This is a genomic window from Parapedobacter sp., from assembly GCF_053550995.1.
The window spans coordinates 1-19,801 of the sequence record NZ_JBMQOC010000072.1 but is presented as its reverse complement, the minus strand read 5'-3'; the positions used below and the strand labels follow the sequence as shown (position 1 = coordinate 19,801).

Sequence of the window (19,801 nt, the reverse complement as noted above, 5' to 3'; positions counted from 1 at the left end):
TTCGTGCGGAGACCATGCTGTGAGTAATATGAATACACCGTTAGCCATTACCACGAAACGTCATCAGCAGATAGATAGAAAACAAAGAAAGCAATGAATCCTGAGCTACTGAAATACAACCCCCAATATCCGTCGGTTCAAGACCTGAAAAGGAAGGCGAAACGACGTATCCCGAAGTTCGCGTTCGACTATCTCGAAGGTGGATGTAACGACGAGCTGAATCTCTGGCGCAATGAAGCGGATTTCCGCGATATACAGCTCATTCCCCGGTATCTCAAAAAACATCGCGGGGTCGATATGCAAACCGAATTGTTCGGGCACGTGTACGATGCGCCTTTTGGCATATCACCCATCGGCCTGCAAGGCCTTATGTGGCCCAACGCACCGGAAATATTGGCCAAAGCTGCATTGAAACATAATGTGCCTTATATTTTGAGTACGGTGTCTACCAGCAGCATCGAGCGTATTGCGGACGTGTCGGAGTCCCGGTTTTGGTTCCAGTTATATCACCCTACCGAGAATAAGCTGCGCGACGATATCCTCCGCCGCCTAGAAGCGGTACGTTGCCCCGTTTTGGTGGTTTTAGTCGATGTGCCGTCATTCGGGATGCGTTATCGCGAAATCAAGGCGGGCCTTTCCATGCCACCCAAGATGACCATTAACAACTTCCTTCAAGCGGCTATCCGACCTGGATGGGCGCTTGAAACGCTGCGGGTGGGAATACCTGAGTTTGCTACGTTGAAACCTTATATGGATAAAAGCCTCAACCTAAGCCAGCTCGGCAAATTTATGAACGCCACCTTTACTGGCAGGGTAGATGTGGATAAAGTAAAAGCTATCCGGGACCTATGGAAAGGCAAGTTAGTTATCAAAGGGGTGGTGTGCGATGAAGATATGGAGGCAAGTATTGGATTGGGGGCAGATGGTGTGATTGTGTCTAATCATGGCGGCCGGCAAATCGATGCCGGGGAATCGACCATTAAACCGCTGAAAGGCCTGGTGGACAAATATGGCAATCAGATCAAGGTGATGATCGATAGTGGCCTGCGGTCCGGTCCGGATATTGGCCGTTCGTTGGCCTGTGGCGCGGACTTTACCTTCATGGGGCGACCATTCATGTATGGTGTTTCGGCATTGGGCAAGCGTGGTGGAGACCACACTATTGCCTTACTCAAGGCCCAGCTGAAGCAGGTCATGGAGCAGGTGTGCTGTGAAAAGATAGGTGATTTCCCCGGGACATTGGCAGGATAGTCGTTATATTTTGCCATTTTTGAGGCTGCGTATTCACACAGCTGATTATGAGCATTGTTCAACTCGTCGCTGTTATTGGGCTGGTGGCCTTCTGTCTACCCGCATTAGTTCGAAACGGTAGACGGATTTGGGATTCATGCGATATGCTAACCATCTGTATCCCTATATTGAACAATATGTGAACGATTGAAAAGCAGCTAGCCATGGGAAAATTACATCGTAGGGAGTTCATCAAATTATCGGCCGCCGCCGGGCTTACGGCTGCGGTATGGGAGCCGTTGTTGCAGCGGGCACTGGCCGTGGAGGCGCATAATACCACACGGTCCATCAACGATGTGGAACACATTGTTATCCTTATGCAAGAAAATCGTTCTTTCGATCATTATTTCGGCGCCATGCGGGGTGTGCGTGGGTTTGGCGATCGGTTCCCCATTCCATTGGCAAGCGGTCAGCGGGCTTTCCACCAGTCCGATGGGAAGCAGATTGTGCCGCCCTATCGGGCAAATAAAAACACCTCGAACGCCGCGTTGATCAACGGCACGCCGCACAATTTCCCGGATACGCAGGCGGCTTGGAACCAAGGGAAGTACGGGTTTTGGCCATTATTCAAGACACCTTATTCCATGGCTTACTATACACGTGAAGAAATCCCATTCCAATATGCAATGGCCGAATATTTTACCATCTGCGATGCCTATCACTGTTCCATAGCCACGGGCACCGATCCCAATCGGATTGTGTTTTGGTCCGGTTCGGTGTGCGACCCCGAAAAGCGGGCGGCAGGTATCAATTGTACCGACGCAGACGCAGAACCGGTCAACTTACGTTGCTGGATCGAGGGACATATGCCCGAACCGGGTTATACCTACCAGGGGAGTGCATTCACTTGGCCCACGATTCCCGATGTATTGCAAGAGGCCGGCGTAAGCTGGCGTATTTATCAGGACCCGAACGATAATTGGACCGGTGCTATGCACGGTTGCCTCGCATTCGAAAGCTTCCGGAATGCCAAGCCGGGATCACCGATCTATGAAAATGGAATGCGTCATTGGTCAATACAAGACCTCACCAATGACGTGAAGAACGGCACGTTGCCCCAGGTGAGTTGGGTTTTACCATCGCAAAGCAATTCGGAGCATCCCGGAGCACCTTCCAGCCCATACCGAGCAGCGGATTTCACGCACGACGTGCTTACGGCCATTACAGCCAATCCCGAAGTGTGGAGCAAAACGGTATTCTTTCTCACATTTGACGAAAATGACGGCCTTTTTGATCATTTGCCAGCACCCGCGGTACCTTCGTACAACCTGGACAATACCCTCGCCGGCAAATCGACGGTCGATGTGGCCGGTATGTATTTTCACAACGATAAAGATAATCTTGAGGACACGGAGGCAGACCGTGTTTATATCGATAAGCGGGATACGATTTCCGGCAACCTACGCCCCTGGGGTATGGGGCCCAGGGTGCCGATGTACATCCTGTCGCCTTGGAGTAAAGGGGGGTGGGTAGACTCCACTGTTGCCGACCATACTTCTGTAGCTCAATTTATCGAGAAACGGTTCGGTGTAACGATCCCGGCCATCTCGCCTTGGCACCGCGCCGTGAGTGGTGATTTGACATCAGCATTTGATTTTGTCACGCCCAACGATCCAAAATTCCCCCGAATGCCCGATACCTCTGGATTCGAAGCGATCGATGCGGCTTCAAAAGCCCTGCCCAAGGCCGTTGCGCCTCAAAAGCCATCACAGCTCTATCAGGAAAAAGGGACTCGGTTATCCCGGGCACTCCCTTACACATTGCATTGTACACTTCATTATTTGCATGATGACGGTCAGGTGCGGCTGCTATTCGAAAATAAAGGGGTAAAGGGCGCTGTATATCATGTGTACGACATGAACCGACTGGAGCGGATACCGCGTCGATACACGGTAGAAGGCGGGAAATCGTTAACCGATGAATGGGATGCAACCGAAACGGGGGGGAGATATGATCTGGAAGTGTATGGCCCTAACGGCTATTTCCGTAAGTTCGCCGGAAACATGCAAACTGTCGAACCGGAGGTGGCGTTGGATTACAACCAACAGGAAGATGGAATTTCAATCCGGTTGCAACACGACGCGCAAATGTCGCTTCAGGTGAGCCTGACCGCTAACGCTTATGGATATCCTGCTTCGGAAGAATTAACGGTTATTGTGGGAAAGCCGTTGGAGAAATATATATCGCTGAAAAACAGTGGTAATTGGTATGACTTCACCGTGCAGACCGCTGATGGGTATTTCTGCCGTTTTGCCGGGCGTGTAGAGACCGGTAAACATGGTGTCAGCGATCCGGCAATGGCCACATCATTGTAATGATTGTCTCAGCGAGCGTTTAGTGCCAAGGATTAAAATGGCGTCGGTTTCCGCTGCCAAAGTCGCCTCTACATAGTTCGGACCGTTGGTTAACAGGGCGGATTCATAGGTGCCCGTCTCGGGATAATACCATTTTGCGATTCTGATCGTTTCGGGGTCGGCATAGCTAATCCGGAACGTTTGGGCTACCGGGGTATAGATAAGCATCGTGCCGTTGATCTCATCGGTAAGCATCATGATGGTGTCGAAGATGCCGTTTTCTCCACTTTGCTCGATGATATCGCCCGGGGTTGGCCTGAAGTTCCACCAGTTGAATTGATTGAAAAATGTATGGAGCCGACCCACCTGAATGCTTGCGGCGCTATTGATGCCGTCTTCCCAATCGTACGCCGTTGGCTCTTTCATTCCGTGGTTGTATGACGTTTCACCTACCCTTAGCCACGGCCATGTACTCCATGCTCCATATCCTACACCTGCCACTGGTGCACTGAACATACTCCACAACGTGCTTTTTCTCACTTCATAGCTGTTTCCGTCATTTCCCTGCCGTTCATAGACCGGCTCGGTATCGATGATGGGGCGGGGGCGTAAGGCACGCCAATCTCGTACTACCGGTCCGTTCGTTTTCCAGCGGACCACGGCTTCGGAATTCGAATGCCCGGTCTGATAAGATACGATGTCTAGCCAGGCCTCGTTTTCGTAGGCTCGAGCATACCATTGCAAACCAGCGGTATGTAGGGTAACCAAGCTCTGTTTTCCATCGCCGAATACCGCGCGTCCTATGCGCTTCCATTTTTCCTCGTTGTTGCCCGTGTAAATGCCATCGCCCCCTAAGTTCCAGATGATATGATAGGCATCGTATCGGGCCTTCAGGTAATGGGCTAGCTTAATTGCACTTGCTATTGGCAAATCAGTGCCTGGGCTGCCACCACCTTTCCATGCCCATAGCATTACCGGAGCCGCTACTAACCCGTGTTGGTTAATCTGCTCGATTTTTCTATCCAGCATTTGGAAAAACGTCGGATTGATGAGCAGTGTATCTGTCCCCCAAAAAGGTACCTCATTTAAGGCGTCCTTAGGAAGCCCCCGCCATGGGGTTGTGACAAACTGGATGGCCGTGTAATTGTTTTCTTGCCGTTGTGCGAGATATGTTTCCCATTCCGCATCGTTTGAACGCAAGGCACCATTCCAAGCCGTACAAACCAAGTAGAAAAAAGGGGTGCCGTCGGCGTATGTTAGGTGGTAACTCCCCGGTTCGCACGTTATTTTCCCGTGGGTATAAATGGCTGATGCAGTTTTTCTTTTCCGACAGGTGAATGTTCCGGTTCGACCGTGCAAGATTTTGTTGGAGGTGTCTGAAGCATATGTGCGATATTGCCACACTCCCGTTTCATTGGGCATGAACCTCAGTTTCCAACAGCTATCCCCATCCCAAAACGCATCAATGGTATATTGTTTCTCGGAGGGTGAGGTAACGATAGCTCCCACCTTGACGTCATAAAGAGGGTTTTTATAAACCATTTCACTGTACATCGTGATTTCGATGGGATGCCAAATGCCAATATACTGCGTTTTCTTTGCTTCGGCCAATTGTGTGGAAAAAAGGAGACCGAGGAACCAACCAGTAAGTGCGTATCTACGAAAAAGAAGCATATAAAATTAGTGTTTACACCGGATCAATAGGTGTTTCCCTCAAAGATAAACTTTTTCAGGATAGCTTGAAACGATAAGGCCCGTAAAATGGGGAGGGTCAGGATGGTTCAGGTTGCCGTAGGGCTGTCTAGTCGTATCTTTGGCCTAGTCGCCGGAGCACGAAAGGCGTCAACCAACTAGTGAGCAATGGTTATCAAGTTATGTTTCGCTTTAAGATTTATTCGCTACCGCGTTCCTTATATAAATGTTGTGCAAACCTTCCCGAAGGAAAATAAATATCAGAAAGATTTTTAATATGATGAAAAGCGCTTTACGTTATGGGCTGGTGTCGGTCATCCTTATTTCATTCATCTCGTGCCAGGAGAAGGCAGAAGTTTGGCCTTTTAAACCTTCCCCTGGGAGCAGTATCGTAATCATCGGCAACTCGTTTGCCGAGGGCCTGCAGCGAAGCAATTATTTCGAGACCTTGCTGCACCGGAGTTTCCCGGAGCACCATCTTCGTGTGCGGAATCTGGGCTGGAGCGCCGACGAGATAGACCTCCGTCCGCGGCCGTTGAATTTCGGCACGTTGCAGGAACACATCCACCGGCAGGGTGCCGACGTGGTCATTGCCTGCTTCGGCATGAACGAGTCGTTCGATGGGCTGGATAGCCTGGCAGCATTCGAGGAGGACCTTAAGGTCTTCCTTACGGGCTTGTTGGCGCATAGCCATGGCAATAAGGAACCCCTACAGATCATATTGGTATCGCCAATAGCGCATGAGGCTCTGGGGGGGTCTCTTCCCGATCCATCCGAACATAACAAGTCACTGAAGGCCTATACCCGCGGCATGCGTCAGGTAGCACATGCACTGGATATCCCCTTCATCGACCTTTATACCCCCACCCGTAAATTGATGGAAGGAGGGAGCGAGCCGTTGACCGGTAATGGTATCCATCTGACGGACAGTGGATACCGCCTCGTGAGCGAATTGATGGCTACATCGCTGGATCTGCCTATTGCCAGCTGGCCCAGCGAAGTGCAAATCGCAGGCTTGAAGGAAGTCGTAGCAGCGAAGAATCAGCATTTCTTCTACCGCCATAGGGCACAGAACGGCGAGTACATTTACGGCCGCCGGCGTGATTGGGCAGGAGGTGGGGCGCTCCCGGAGGAGTTGCATGAACTCGACGGGATGGTGGAGCGCTTGGACAGCCTGGTGTGGGCCGGCGCCGACAGCGGGAGTGTGATAGACCTGCAGGCCCTGGGACGCGTGGTATCCACTGCCGGTGCGGGAAGTGCCCGCACGGCAGCGCCCTCCACAACCGCTGCGGATTTGGAGGCTGCAAGATCGCAGTTCGTCCTGCCGGAAGGGTATGAAATCGAGTTATTCGCCTCGGAAGTAGACTTCCCGCTGGCCAACCCCGTATCGATCACGTTCGACGCGGGTGGGAAGATGTGGGTGGCTACCATGCCATCCTATCCGCACTACACGCCCGGCAGTCCACCCAACGACAAGATCATCGTGCTGGAAGATACCGACGGGGATGGTAAGGCCGATACCCACACCGTATTCGCTGACAGTCTGTATCTGCCGCTGGGCTTCGAACTGGGCGATGGTGGCGTATACCTTACGCAGGCACCCGACTTCGTGTTCCTCCAGGATACCGACGGTGACGGGAAAGCTGACCGGCGGCAGATCTTGCTCTCAGGGTTCGGCACCGAAGACGCCCATCATACGTTGAATACCTATGAGTGGGGCCCCGATGGGGCATTGTATATGCACATGGGCACCTTCCTGCACACGCAGGTGGAAACGCCTTACGGGCCGCGCCGGGGTGCCTACGGAAATACCTGGCGATATGAGCCCCGCACCATGAAGTTCGATGAGTATATATCCTATCCTTATGCCAATCCCTGGGGCAACGTCTTCATGCGTGACGGCACGCACCTGATCGCCGATGTGTCTACTGGAATGAATTATTTCGCCCCGCCACTTACAGTGGCCATAGACTATCCGAAGAAGCACATGGGCATGAAGGATTTCCTGACTTCGCCATCTAAACCTAAGACCTGTGGCATGGAAATCATATCCAGCCGCGCCTTCCCCGACAGCGTGCAAGGAAATGTACTGTTCAATACTTTCTTGGGCTTCCAGGGGATCCGGCAGCACCGGGTGTCCGAATCAGGCAGCGGGATCGTCGGCGAAGAGACTACGCCACTGCTTCAGTCCAAAGACCCCAATTTCCGGCCGGTGGACCTGCAGTTCGGACCCGACGGCGCGCTTTACGTTGTCGACTGGTACGATCCGATTATCCAGCACGGAGAACAGGCCTTCCGCGATCCGCAACGCGATCATATGCGTGGCCGTATCTGGCGGATCACCCATAAGGATAAGCCCACGCTGAATCCGACCGACCTGAGCCGCTTGGATATCCCGGGTTTGCTAGACCAATTGAAAGTGCCGGAAGACAGGACGCGTTACCGTGCACGACGGCAGCTCCGTGAATTCCCCGCCGCTGAGGTGCTGGCCGGCTTGGCGGATTGGGTCGATGCGTTGGATGCCTCGAGCCCTCAGGTCGAATACCACCGGTTGGAAGGCTTGTGGGTGTACCAGCAGTTCAACCAGCCTAACGAAAGGCTTTTGGATGAGTTGTTGGCCAGCGGAGACCACCATGTCCGTGCCGCGGCCACGCGCGTGCTACTATATTGGTCCCACCGTATCCAAGACGGGTACCGCAGGCTCATCGAGATGTCGGTGGATGCCTCTCCCAGAGTACGCCTGGAGGCGATAGCTGCGTTGAGCCATTTTGAGATAAAAGAGACGGTGCTGGCATTATTGGCGACAACGGAATTGCCCGTAGATGATTACATTGGCTATGCACTGGGCGAATCGTTCAAGCACCTTAAGCCGGTGTGGATGGAGATGTTCCGGGAAGACAAGCACTTCTTGGCGGATGAGCCGGAAAAGGTTGACGCGCTGCTCAGGCCATTGGCCTCGGCCCAGGAACTGCAGGTCCCGGGGTTCATCACGGAAGATGCTACGTACCGGCAATACGGCGTGGAGCCACTTTCCGCGGCCGACTTCACGGCGCTGGCTGGCGTGGTCGCCGTTGAGCGGTTCCGCGAGCGCCATCGGGATATTCTAGCGCCACGGGCGGACGCTGCTGCCGGCGGCGGAGCGGCCGGAAAGGAGCTCGGTGAGATCGTGATCCACCTGAAAGCTTTGCCAGGAAAGATGGCGTTCGATCGGGATACACTCACCGCCACGCGGGGAAAATCGGTGTCGCTGCTGTTCGATAACAGCGACCAAATGCCCCACAACATCGTGGTGGCCAAGCCGGGCACCCTGGAAAAGGTGGGCACGGCCGCCGATGCCATGGCCGGCCTGCCGGATGGGTACGAACGGCATTTCGTCCCTGATATGCCGGAAGTGCTATCTGCTACTCCGCTGGTCAATGCCGGAGAGACCTACCAGCTGGACTTCGTGGCACCCGACGCACCGGGTGATTACCCGTTTATCTGCACATTTCCTGGTCACTGGCGGGTTATGCAAGGTGTCTTGGTCGTTAACTGATGAACATTGGCTTGACTGATTATTTTATCAACCCTTAAAATAAGTTTGAATCACCACTAAAGAGACATGAAATTTAATATCGCAAAATGGGTAACGTTGGGTTTATTGGCAGTTCCCTTTGGGCTTGTTGGACAGTCGTTGCCGGCAACGGACGCCTTGGGCAGGAAATTACCTGCATATGATGAGGTGGGTGATGTCCGGACAGATAAGTTCGTAGGTATATTCTATTGGACCTGGCACAATCATTTCGCTGATAGTCCGCCTTACAATGTCTCCGAATTGCAAAAGTTGAACAATGGTATGTTTGCCGACTATGAACATCCGGCTTGGCCCAAAGACGCTTCGTACTATCATTGGGCCGAGCCGTTATTTGGCTATTACCGAAGTACAGACCGTTGGGTACTGCGCCGCCATGCGGAAATGCTCGCTGATGCGGGAGTGGATGTAGTAGTGTTCGATTGCACCAATGGTTCCTACACTTGGGAAGAATCTTATATGACGCTCTGTGAGGTCTTTGCTGAAGCCCGAAGAGCAGGTATAAAGACACCGCAGATTGCATTTATGTTGGGTTTTGCCGCCCACGAGGGAAGTCTTACAGCAATTACCAAGATTTATCAACATTTGTATGCGCGAGGCTTGTATCGCGATCTTTGGTTTCAGTGGAAAGGCAAGCCACTGATCATGGCGTACTTTGAGCATTTGGAAGCAAAAACCGGTAATCAACAAACAGATCGATTGTATAGCGATATCCGACAATTTTTTACGTTTAGGCCCCCACAACCGGTTTATGATAAAGGCCCCCAACGTGATGACCACTGGGGGTGGTTGGAAATCTACCCCCAGCATGGTTTTGCGGCCAAAGACTTAGGAGGCTACGAACAAGTAACCGTGGGCGTAGCGCAAAACTGGACCAAGGAAAATGGATTAAGTGCGATGAACGCGCCGGGAGCGTTTGGCCGAAGCTATACCCACAGCGGTGGGCATGTGGATGATAACAGTCGGATCGCCTATGGGTTGAACTTCCAAGAACAGTGGGGCCGGGCGTTGGAAATCGATCCTGAGTTTGTCTTCGTGACAGGGTGGAACGAATGGGTGGCAGGTAGAGCAAAAGAATGGAGCGGTACGCCCAATGCCTTTCCCGATCTCTTCGACCAAGAGCATAGTCGTGATATTGAACCGATGAAAGGTGGCCATGGTGATGCCTACTACTATCAATTAGCAGCCAACATACGCCGTTTTAAGGGCGTTACCCCCCAACATTATACAGAAAGGGATACCGGTATCCGTATTGATGGCAATATGGCCGATTGGGTGGCTGTCGGGCCGCGATTTGACGCACACCGGGGAAATACCAAACACCGGGAAGAGAAAGGATGGGGCGACCTGTATTACCGGAATACGACGGGTCGGAACGACATCATCGGTGCGAAGTCTACCTTTGACGACCGCTACATTTACTTTTACGTGGAAACGGCAGCGTCTCTTACCGATATCAACAACCCGTTATGGATGAACCTCCTGATTGACATTGACCGTGACTACAACACGGGATGGGAAGGCTATGATTTTATCGTCAACCGGGTAAGCCCCCGAAAGGGGAAGGCGGTGCTTGAGCGAAACAAGGGAGGCTGGAAATGGCGTCGCAGCGGAGCGGTCGAATTTGCCGTAACGGGCAATCAACTCGAGCTACGGATTGATCGGAAAGCATTGGGCATGACCGAAAGTGTGGACATCGAATTCAAGTGGACAGACAACGTACCACAAACCGGTGATATCATGGATTTTTACCAATTCGGCGATGTAGCCCCTTTGGGGCGGTTCAACTACTATTTGACGGCGGTTGGACAGCGATGAACCATTACCTCATGGATTGGCAAAAAAGTGGCGGCAATTAGTAAACGTCGCTGTGTAAGCCGATTAAAACTTGCATATACAGTGTTGTTTCTCTACTTTTGCACGCAAGTAAAAGTCTATATAATTATGGTGTGCCGCCTAAAGACGAATAGCACACCGAATCGAAACAACAAATGAGTTACAACGAGAGTAAAACAACAATCGATATTGGCGGTGGTCGCCAGATCGAGATTTCCACTGGGAAGATGGCCAAGCAGGCAGACGGCTCGGTGGTAGTTAAGCAGGGGAAAACCATGCTATTGGCTACAGTGGTTTCCGCACAGGAACCCAAACCCGGAGCAGACTTCCTGCCTCTTTCGGTAGATTACCAAGAAAAGTATGCTTCTACAGGGCGTATTCCTGGTGGGTTCTTACGCCGCGAGGCCCGGCTGTCGGATTACGAGATTCTTATTTCAAGGTTGGTCGACCGCGCCTTGCGTCCTTTGTTCCCCGAGGATTACCATGCCGATACGCAGGTAATGATATCGCTGATATCAGCCGACAAAGACATCATGCCCGACGCCCTAGCCGGATTGGCAGCTTCGGCAGCCATAGCGGTTTCTGATATCCCATTCAATGGGCCGATATCGGAAGTTCGGGTTGCCAAGATCGACGGTCAGTTGGTCATCAACCCGTTGCTTAGCGAGCTCGAAAACGCAACACTTGAATTTATCGTCGCAGGGTCTGCCAACGACATTGTTATGGTGGAAGGCGAAGCCAAGGAAATTTCTGAATCTGAGATGGTAGAGGCGATCGAGTTTGCCCATCAAACCATTAAAAAGCAGGTGCAGGCACAGGTAGAACTTGCCCAGTTGGTTGGTAAAACGATCAAACGCGAATATAGCCACGAACCGACTAATCCGGAGCTGCGCGACCAGGTATTTGCTGCTACCTATGATAAAGTGTATGCCGTGGCCAAATCCGCTTCTGCCAAACATGAGCGTAGCGAAAAGTTCAGGGAAATCGGTAGCGATTTCGTAGAAGCTACATTTGGAGAAGAGGAGCTTGATGAAGATACGGCATTTTTGGTGAAAAAATATTACCACGATGTTCAATACGAAGCGATCCGCAATTTGGTGTTGGATGAGGGTATCCGACTTGACGGGCGCGATGTGCGGACCGTCCGTCCGATATGGAGTGAAGTGGACTATCTTCCTGCCGCGCATGGATCGGCCGTCTTTACTCGAGGCGAGACCCAATCCCTTACATCGGTGACGCTGGGTGCCAAGGACGACGAACAAATGATTGACGGCGCGTTTATCCATGGCTACAATAAATTCCTTTTACATTATAATTTCCCGGCATTTTCCGTAGGCGAGGTACGTCCCAACAGGGGGCCGGGCCGTCGCGAGGTCGGCCATGGTAACTTGGCCATGCGGTCCTTGAAGCAAGTATTGCCAACGGGCGACGATAACCCCTATACCATCCGGGTGGTATCCGATATCCTCGAATCGAACGGTTCCTCATCTATGGCTACCGTTTGCGCAGGTACCTTGGCGTTGATGGATGCAGGGGTAAAGCTCAAGGCACCCGTATCCGGTATTGCAATGGGCCTGATCACCGATGAAAAGAGTGGTAAATACGCGATATTGAGTGACATTCTAGGTGATGAAGATCACTTGGGCGATATGGACTTTAAAGTAACTGGTACCGAACAAGGTATTGTGGCTTGTCAAATGGACCTGAAAATCAACGGCCTGAAATGGGAGGTTTTGACACAGGCGTTGGAACAGGCGAAGGAAGCGAGGCTCCATATCCTCAACGAGATGAAGAAGACGCTTGCCGAACCACGTGCCGACTACAAACCGCACGCACCGCGCATCATCAGCTTCTCCATCGATAAGGAATTTATAGGTGCAGTTATTGGACCGGGCGGTAAAATCATTCAGGAAATGCAGCGTGAAACCGGGGCCACCATCGCAATCGACGAAGTCGACAATAAAGGGGTGGTTCAAGTATTCGCCGATGATAAAGCATCTATAGATGAAGCAGTGCGCCGTATCAAGGCCATTGCTGCGAAACCGGAAGTGGGTGAAGTTTATGAAGGTAAGGTGAAATCAATCATGCCATTCGGTGCGTTCATCGAGATCATCCCCGGAAAAGATGGCTTGCTCCATATTTCGGAAATCGATTGGAAGCGGTTCGAGAACATGGATGGAATCTTCAACGTGGGCGACATCGTAAAGGTGAAACTGTTGGACATCGATAAGCAAGGTAAATTGAAACTATCCCGGAAAGCATTGATTCCAAGGCCGGAAAGGAAAGAAGAGGTATAAGCCTCATTGGTTTGATAATTTGAGATGCTGATTTGAAAACAGCCTAAGCGGCGTTTTCAAATCAGCTTTTTTTTATCCAAGGGTATATCTTTGCGCCTATTCAATCAGCCTATCAACCCCTGGCCATGTTTCGGGTCTCTTTCCATACTTCTTACTGGACCTTCGTCCCATTTTGAAAACAAGTTCACCACCCTTAAGCATTGTCTTATGGTGAATATAGGTTTTATCATACGGCTCGCCATTTAGTGTGGCCGACTGGATATAACGGTTTTCCATCCCATTGTTTAAAGCGCGGATAGTAAACCGATTGCCATTTGGTAAGGTGAACGTGGTTTCGTCGGCAACGGGACTACCGAATACATATTCACTACTGGCTGGATTTGCTGGGTATAATCCGGCAATGCTCCATACCGCCCAAGCACTCATTTGGCCAGCATCTTCATTCCCCGCATACCCATCCGGCCCATCATGGTACATGGAGTCTACAATCTGGCGTACGTGCTCCTGCGTTTTATGCGCCTGTCCGATATAACTATACATATATGCAATATGGTGGCTTGGCTCGTTGCCGTGGGCGTATTGGCCGATAAAGCCGCTCGCATCGGGCGAGATGTTGTCGCCGTGCATCTCAGAAGGGGCAGCAAACAACTCGTCGAGTTTGGCGCCCAAAGCTTCGTTGCCGCCGTATAGTTCGGCCAGCCCTCGTACATCATGCGGCACGAAGAAGGAATGTTGCCAGGCGTTGCCCTCGATGTAGTGGCTTTTAGCGAATTCGTGTTCAGACCAGAACGGATCGAACGGCGCTACGAATGTGCCATTCGATAATTTTGCACGCATAAAGCCGGTTTGGGGATCGAATAGGTGGATATATGACTTGGCGCGGTTCATGAAGGTGGCATAATCCGCTTTTTTTCCAAGTTTTTTTGCTACTTGGGCAATACACCAATCATCAAAGGCATACTCGAGCGTAATGGTCACACTTCCGCCGGCCTTGTCCTGGGGCAGATAGCCATATTCGATATAATCGGGTACACCACGGATATCCTGGTATGCGCTTTTCAACATAGCTTGGTATGCCCTTTCGGCATCCAACCCCGGCCAATCTTTCAGAATCGCATCAGCTAAGACTGGAATAGCATGATAGCCCGTCATGGTATTGGTTTCCCACGTGCTGAGATCCCACACTGGTAACAAACCATTTTCATCGTAAAAGGCCAGCATACTGTTCAACATGTCTGTATAACGGTCGGTTTGTGTCAATGTAAAGAGCGGTTTCAATGCGCGGAACGTGTCCCATAATGAAAAGAGCGTATAACGGCTACGGCCATCGGCGAACGTATGGACGTCGCCATGGGCATTTTGGTACTCACCATCGGTGTCCGAGTAAAGCGTTGGTGCGATTGCCGTATGATAAAGTGCCGTATAGAAAATTCGTTTCAGTACCGTATCGGTAGATGTGATCTTTATTTTTTGAAGTTCGTGTTCCCATTGGTCGGCGGCCGACTGACGGACATGATTGAAATCCCATCCTTGGATTTCCGCCAATGCTGCCAGCGCCTTCTGATAGCTGGTGGTAGACAACGCCATTTTTAACATAACGGGCTCGTCAGTAGCGTGCTCAAATAGGAGCTGTGCGGCCACGCCGGTGCCCTTATCATACGTTTCGGCCATATCGATCATGTCCGATGCGTTTTCTCCGTCGTGTAGGATGGTCCGCGTAAAGGGTGAATTTGTCCGTGCGGCGAAATAAACCCGCTGGACACCAGCCCAGCCCGAAGAGAAACGGTAACCCACCAGTGTACTGTCGTTGAGGATGCTAATATGGGATTCCGTTGGTGTATCCCAATTTTGGTGGAATGCTAGGTCGAGGCGTACAGTAGGTGTGCTGCCATCGGGAAAGGTGTAGCGGTGTAAGCCACAGCGTGCCGTTGCGGTAAGTTCAGCACAGATGCCGTTATCCAATGTTACCTTGTAATACCCTGGTGAAGCCGTTTCATTGGCGTGTTTGAATGGGGTTTTCGAAGATGTGACCGTGTCAGGAAGCGGAGTGGTGAGTGGCATAACGGAAACATCCAGCCAATCACCTATACCGGTGCCGCTAAGGTGTGTATGGCTGAAACCGGCAATCAGGCTATCGCTGTAATGGTAGCCGCTGCACCAATCCCAGCCGTTTCGGCCGTTATCGGGGCTGAGTTGCACCATTCCAAAGGGTACTGTTGCGCCGGGGAAGGTGTGCCCGTGGCCCCCCGTGCCGATGAAAGGGTCGACATAAGAAACCAGTGCGTCCTGTGACCAACTGAACGTACAAAATAAACTAAGTATAACAGAAATGCTTAAACGCCTTAGCATGTTTACCCCCTGAATTGTTTACCACATTATGTTCCTGTAAAACTAGTTTATTATTCCAAGACGACGAATTTTTAATAAATTATTTTGTCCTACGTCATAAAAAATACATAGGTTTGCGCCGTTGCTAAACATTAAGCTTTTTATGCTAAAATGAAAAAGAAGATACTCATCAGCGACATCGCTAAAGATTTAGGTGTGTCCGTCACCACCATATCATTTATTCTGAACGGTAAAGCCAAGGAGAAACGCATCAGTGAAGGGCTGACGAAGCGGGTGCTGGAACACGTTCAGAAGGTGGGTTATAAACCTAATGAGCTTGCGAAAAGCCTACGCACGGGAAAGACGAAGATTATCGGCTTAGTCATTGAAGATATTTCCAATCCATTCTTTGCTAATATCGCCCGGCTTATCGAAGCTAAGGCATACAGTAGAGGCTATCGTATTATCTACTGCAGCACCGACAACCAACCCGAGAAAGCCACCGAACTCATTCAGCTTTTCCGCGACCGACATGTCGATGGTTATATCATCACACCGTCCGAAGGGGTAAGAGAGAGCATTGCATCGCTGTTGAACAACCAATTGCCGGTGGTATTATTCGATAGGTATATACCCGGCCTAGCGACCAGCCACGTCATTACGGATAATGTACGTGGCGCTTATGACGCCACCGCACACTTGGCGCAGCAGGGCCATCGTCGCATCGCTATGGTAACGTTATATTCATCGCAGACGCAAATGCGGGACCGAATGGATGGGTATATGCGTGCTATCGATACCTATAAACTACAACCCTATGTGAAAAAAGTGAATATGGCTGATGATGAACCGACGGTCATGGCCGATTTCTATGCGTTTATGGAACACCAGCAGCCCGATGCGGTCTTTTTTGCCACCAATTATTTGGCCATCGCCGGCCTGAAAGCTTTGAAACAACACCAATTACCTGTCCCCGCAGTTGTTTCTTACGACGATCATACACTTTTCAAGCTGTTTACACCCACTATTACTGCGGTGTCCCAACCTATCGAAGCCATTGCCAGCGAATTGATTAATATTTTATTAAACCAACTCGATGGGAAGGAAAAAGAATCTAAACAAGTTGTTTTGCCTTCAGAACTGATTATTAGGGAGTCTTCGATGCTACAAACTTCATCGATAGGGAATTGACACAGTGCCGGGTGTTCTTCGGAGTGAATTGCTCCCCAACAAAGACATGGCCCAAATGGCCACCGCACCTCGCGCACAGGATTTCCGTGCGCCGCCCGTCCGCGTCGGGGACGTGTTTTACAGCTCCCTCGATTTCATCGTCAAAACTAGGCCATCCACAATGTGATTCAAATTTGTCTTCCGACCGGTAAAGGGGGGCATCACAACGCTTGCATACGTAAGTGCCGTGTGCTTTGTTGTCGAGCAAAGCTCCCGTAAAAGGCCTTTCCGTTCCTTTATGCAGGATGACGTATTCCTCCTCGGCAGTCAATTCGTTGTACTTTAATGTATCCATTTTGTTAGTAATTTTGGGTGGTTCGTTAGCACCGGACTTCCCACGGTTAATCCGCTCTTGGGAAGTTTGCCCGCAAGCCGTTTGTAACGATAAAAACACTAGTATGAATCCTATGTAACGCATCATAACTCGTTTTCTTTGAACAAGGCAAAACCTAGAACTGCCCATTATGCGAATATACATGATTTATCCCTAACGTGTTTTCATCCAAAAGTCATTATTTGGACCGCTCCATCTGATAATAGAAAATAATTTTTGAATACACAAACTTAGGTGAATTCCCTGCTATTGTTGCCGGTCGGATGAATTCGGGTAAAACAGGTTATACGGGCTTTAATGGCCTATTTCAATCAATTTAGAACGATTATAAATTGTTAAATTCAGTCATCCCATTGTCATCCATACGGCAATAAGTTATACTTTTGTGGCATTATTAAAGGGGTGTAGTTCCATTGATTCAGATTACCCAAATTTTAACATTTATCATTATCAGTATAACGTGCTCGATATGAGACATATCTCGTTAGTTTTTGAAAGAATTGCCAAGCCGGTATCGGTTGCGTTGGTGTTGTTGTTTGCGGTTTCCTCATTGCAAGCGCAGGATCCAAAGGAGGGCGAGACGATTTTTAGAGCCAACTGTACAAGTTGCCACAAAATAGAGACCAAATTTATCGGCCCGGCGTTGACCAAGGTCTATGAACATCGGGAAGAAGAGTGGTTGCTGAAATGGATCCACAATGCGCCTGCAATGATTGCATCGGGTGATCCCATTGCGCTGGAGTTGGAATCGCAGTTCCCGGGTGCTATGTCAGCTTTCCCGCAGCTGACGGAAGATCAAATCAAGAGCGTATTGGCTTACATCAAGTCCGAAGATGAAAAGGCTGCTGCTGCCGCTGTGACTGGTGCCCCTGGTACGGGAGGCGATGCCGCAGGAGCAAGCGGGGACGCCAGCAATTTCATGATCATCGGTCTTGTGGCGGTGATTGTCCTTGCATTTGCGGTCATTTTGGTGCTTAACAAAGTTATCCGTACGTTGGAGCGCGTCATTTCCAGCAACCAAACGTTGATCCCGGAAGAGGCTGAAGCCGAAGATGCTCCAGGTAAAGACTATCTTGGTAAGTTAAAAAAATTGGCTAAAAACAAGAAGCTAGTGTTTTTTACGGTGCTATTGGTTGCTGTTTTCCTGAGTTCGGCCGGGTGGAAAACCCTTTGGAACGTGGGCGTGCATGAAGGGTACAAGCCCGTTCAGCCCATTAAGTTCTCTCATCAGTTGCATGCTGGCGTTAATCAAATTGATTGCCAATACTGCCATGGCGGTGCATATAAATCTAAAAATGCATCGATTCCTTCGGCCAATGTATGTATGAACTGCCATAAGGCCATTACGGCGAGCGATAAATACGATGGTGAACTTTCGCCGGAAATCGCCAAGATTTATCGGGCACTGGATTACGATCCTGAAACGATGGAGTACGGGCCGAATCAGCGCCCTATCGAATGGATACGTATCCATAACCTTCCTGATTTTGCCTATTTCAACCACTCACAGCACGTGGTGGTTGCCGGTGTGGAATGCCAAACATGCCACGGCCCGATTGAGACCATGGCGGAAGTGTATCAGTATTCACCACTCACCATGAAATGGTGTATAGACTGTCATAAGGAAACTGAAGTAAATCATGAGGGCAATGCCTACTATGACCAACTGATTGCTGCGCATGAGCAGCTGAAGAAAGGGGAAAAGGTCACCGCCGCCATGTTGGGCGGATTGGAGTGTGGTAAATGCCATTATTAATAGACAAACTACGTAATCACTAGACTACGCAATCTTATACATAGCTTAAATGGATAGCAACAAGCAATATTGGAAAGGTTTGGAAGAGTTGCAGCAGACACCGGCTTTCGTAGAGAAGAGCAAGGGTGAGTTTGCCGAAACAATTCCTGTTGAAGATGTTTTGAATGAGGCTGGCTTAAGCACCAAGACACCACGCCGGGACTTCCTGAAAGCATTGGGTTTCGGGGTAGGGGCGGTTACCCTGGCTGCTTGCAACCGTACACCGGTACATAAAGCAGTGCCTTATTTGATAAAGCCGGAGGAGATTACGCCCGGTATCCCCAATTTCTACGCATCCAGCTACAAAGGACAAAGCGTATTGGTACGCACCCGTGAAGGACGGCCTATCTTATTGGAAGCGAATCCTGCAGCGGTAGGATTGAATTGCGGCACGGATGCTGCAACGCAGGCGTCCGTACTCGATCTGTATGACCAATCCAAATTGAAGGGCCCGAAGTTCAACGGAGCCGACATATCGTGGGACGAGTTGGATACACATGTCGTTACCGCATTGGGCGCAGCCCAGGCCGCAGGAAAGCAGATCCGCATTGTGTCTTCCACGGTTAATAGTCCATCCACCATTGCCGCTATTGCCCGTTTTACCGAGAAGTACCCATCGGCGAAGCTTGTTGAAGTTGACGCAATTTCCTATAGTGGTATAATCAAGGCGAATGAGGCTAGTTTCGGCAAGGCGGCCGTGCCATATTACCGCTTTGACCATGCCGACGTTATTGTCAGCGTTGCGGCCGATTTCTTGGGTACTTGGATTAGCGGCGAAGAACATACACAACAGTACATCACCAACCGCGATTACAAAAGCCTGAAAAAAGGGAAGATGTCGCGCCATATTCAGTTTGAAGGCGGAATGAGTCTTACCGGTACAAACGCGGACGTCCGTATCGCCATCAAACCTTCTGAAGAAGGTCCATTGTTGATCGCTCTTTATAACGCCGTGGCAGGCGGCAACCTATCAGGCGGATTGAGCACGAATCCGAAAGCACAGACAGCGTTGAAATTGGTGGCCCAAGAACTACTGCAGGCCCGTGGTCGCGCGGTGGTGGTTTCGGGGTCGAACGATGTGGCCATACAGACGTTGACCAACGCAATCAATGTGGCCTTGCAAAGCTATGGCAG

11 protein-coding genes are annotated in these 19,801 nt (G+C 50.6%); 8 read left to right on the top strand and 3 right to left on the bottom strand.

Features of this window, described 5'->3' with window-relative positions:
• The first annotated feature begins 93 nt into the window (after positions 1-93).
• Positions 94-1,251 (top strand): alpha-hydroxy acid oxidase, encoded by a 1,158-nt coding sequence (locus ACO1NT_RS10365; protein WP_449048557.1) that lies wholly within the window; start codon positions 94-96, stop codon positions 1,249-1,251.
• A gap of 203 nt (positions 1,252-1,454) precedes the next feature.
• A complete protein-coding gene (locus ACO1NT_RS10360; protein WP_449048556.1) occupies positions 1,455-3,605 on the top strand; it encodes a phosphocholine-specific phospholipase C in 2,151 nt (716 codons plus the stop codon).
• Here ACO1NT_RS10360 and ACO1NT_RS10355 read toward each other — a convergent pair.
• The gene (locus ACO1NT_RS10355; protein WP_449048555.1) at positions 3,597-5,258 is read right to left on the bottom strand and encodes an apiosidase-like domain-containing protein; all 1,662 of its coding nucleotides are present in this window, start codon (positions 5,256-5,258) and stop codon (positions 3,597-3,599) included. The genes ACO1NT_RS10360 and ACO1NT_RS10355 overlap by 9 nt on opposite strands.
• Positions 5,259-5,556: 298 nt before the next feature.
• On the opposite strand from ACO1NT_RS10355, the gene ACO1NT_RS10350 reads away from it, so the two are divergent.
• The 3 genes from ACO1NT_RS10350 to pnp all read left to right on the top strand — a co-directional run bounded on the left by ACO1NT_RS10350 (position 5,557) and on the right by pnp (position 12,980).
• Positions 5,557-8,811, top strand: a complete 3,255-nt coding sequence (locus tag ACO1NT_RS10350) for a PVC-type heme-binding CxxCH protein (RefSeq protein WP_449048554.1) — start codon at positions 5,557-5,559, stop codon at positions 8,809-8,811.
• 66 nt (positions 8,812-8,877) lie between these two features.
• Entirely contained in the window at positions 8,878-10,665 is a 1,788-nt protein-coding gene (locus ACO1NT_RS10345; protein WP_449048553.1) for a hypothetical protein, read from the top strand.
• A gap of 173 nt (positions 10,666-10,838) precedes the next feature.
• Complete coding sequence (gene pnp / locus ACO1NT_RS10340) at positions 10,839-12,980, top strand: polyribonucleotide nucleotidyltransferase (RefSeq protein WP_449048552.1); 2,142 nt, start codon at positions 10,839-10,841, stop codon at positions 12,978-12,980.
• 96 nt (positions 12,981-13,076) lie between these two features.
• On the opposite strand, the gene ACO1NT_RS10335 is transcribed toward pnp, so the two are convergent.
• Positions 13,077-15,329: a GH92 family glycosyl hydrolase gene (locus tag ACO1NT_RS10335; protein ID WP_449048551.1), complete on the bottom strand. Its 2,253-nt coding sequence runs from the start codon at positions 15,327-15,329 to the stop codon at positions 13,077-13,079.
• Positions 15,330-15,479: 150 nt separating this feature from the next.
• Here ACO1NT_RS10335 and ACO1NT_RS10330 point away from each other — a divergent pair, with 150 nt between their 5' ends.
• Positions 15,480-16,499, top strand: coding sequence for a LacI family DNA-binding transcriptional regulator (locus ACO1NT_RS10330; RefSeq protein WP_449048550.1), 1,020 nt, complete (start codon positions 15,480-15,482; stop codon positions 16,497-16,499).
• Here the strand turns inward: ACO1NT_RS10330 and ACO1NT_RS10325 are convergent.
• Positions 16,456-16,959 (bottom strand): methionine-R-sulfoxide reductase, encoded by a 504-nt coding sequence (locus ACO1NT_RS10325; RefSeq protein ID WP_449048549.1) that lies wholly within the window; start codon positions 16,957-16,959, stop codon positions 16,456-16,458. The genes ACO1NT_RS10330 and ACO1NT_RS10325 overlap by 44 nt on opposite strands.
• 382 nt (positions 16,960-17,341) lie before the next feature.
• On the opposite strand from ACO1NT_RS10325, the gene ACO1NT_RS10320 reads away from it, so the two are divergent.
• Positions 17,342-18,628: a cytochrome c3 family protein gene (locus ACO1NT_RS10320; protein WP_449048548.1), complete on the top strand. Its 1,287-nt coding sequence runs from the start codon at positions 17,342-17,344 to the stop codon at positions 18,626-18,628.
• 49 nt (positions 18,629-18,677) lie between these two features.
• Positions 18,678-19,801 (top strand): TAT-variant-translocated molybdopterin oxidoreductase (locus tag ACO1NT_RS10315; RefSeq protein WP_449048547.1); only part of this gene is annotated, 1,124 nt, incomplete at its 3' end.

What these genes read in the sequence shown, in the direction of transcription:
- ACO1NT_RS10345 (WP_449048553.1), top strand. Translation starts at nt 8,878, where the DNA reads ATGAAATTTAATATCGCAAAATGGGTAACGTTGGGTTTATTGGCAGTT.
- ACO1NT_RS10355 (WP_449048555.1), bottom strand. Translation starts at nt 5,258, where the DNA reads ATGCTTCTTTTTCGTAGATACGCACTTACTGGTTGGTTCCTCGGTCTC.
- ACO1NT_RS10325 (WP_449048549.1), bottom strand. Translation starts at nt 16,959, where the DNA reads ATGATGCGTTACATAGGATTCATACTAGTGTTTTTATCGTTACAAACG.
- pnp (WP_449048552.1), top strand. Translation starts at nt 10,839, where the DNA reads ATGAGTTACAACGAGAGTAAAACAACAATCGATATTGGCGGTGGTCGC.
- ACO1NT_RS10335 (WP_449048551.1), bottom strand. Translation starts at nt 15,329, where the DNA reads ATGCTAAGGCGTTTAAGCATTTCTGTTATACTTAGTTTATTTTGTACG.
- ACO1NT_RS10350 (WP_449048554.1), top strand. Translation starts at nt 5,557, where the DNA reads ATGAAAAGCGCTTTACGTTATGGGCTGGTGTCGGTCATCCTTATTTCA.
- ACO1NT_RS10360 (WP_449048556.1), top strand. Translation starts at nt 1,455, where the DNA reads ATGGGAAAATTACATCGTAGGGAGTTCATCAAATTATCGGCCGCCGCC.
- ACO1NT_RS10330 (WP_449048550.1), top strand. Translation starts at nt 15,480, where the DNA reads ATGAAAAAGAAGATACTCATCAGCGACATCGCTAAAGATTTAGGTGTG.
- ACO1NT_RS10320 (WP_449048548.1), top strand. Translation starts at nt 17,342, where the DNA reads ATGAGACATATCTCGTTAGTTTTTGAAAGAATTGCCAAGCCGGTATCG.
- ACO1NT_RS10365 (WP_449048557.1), top strand. Translation starts at nt 94, where the DNA reads ATGAATCCTGAGCTACTGAAATACAACCCCCAATATCCGTCGGTTCAA.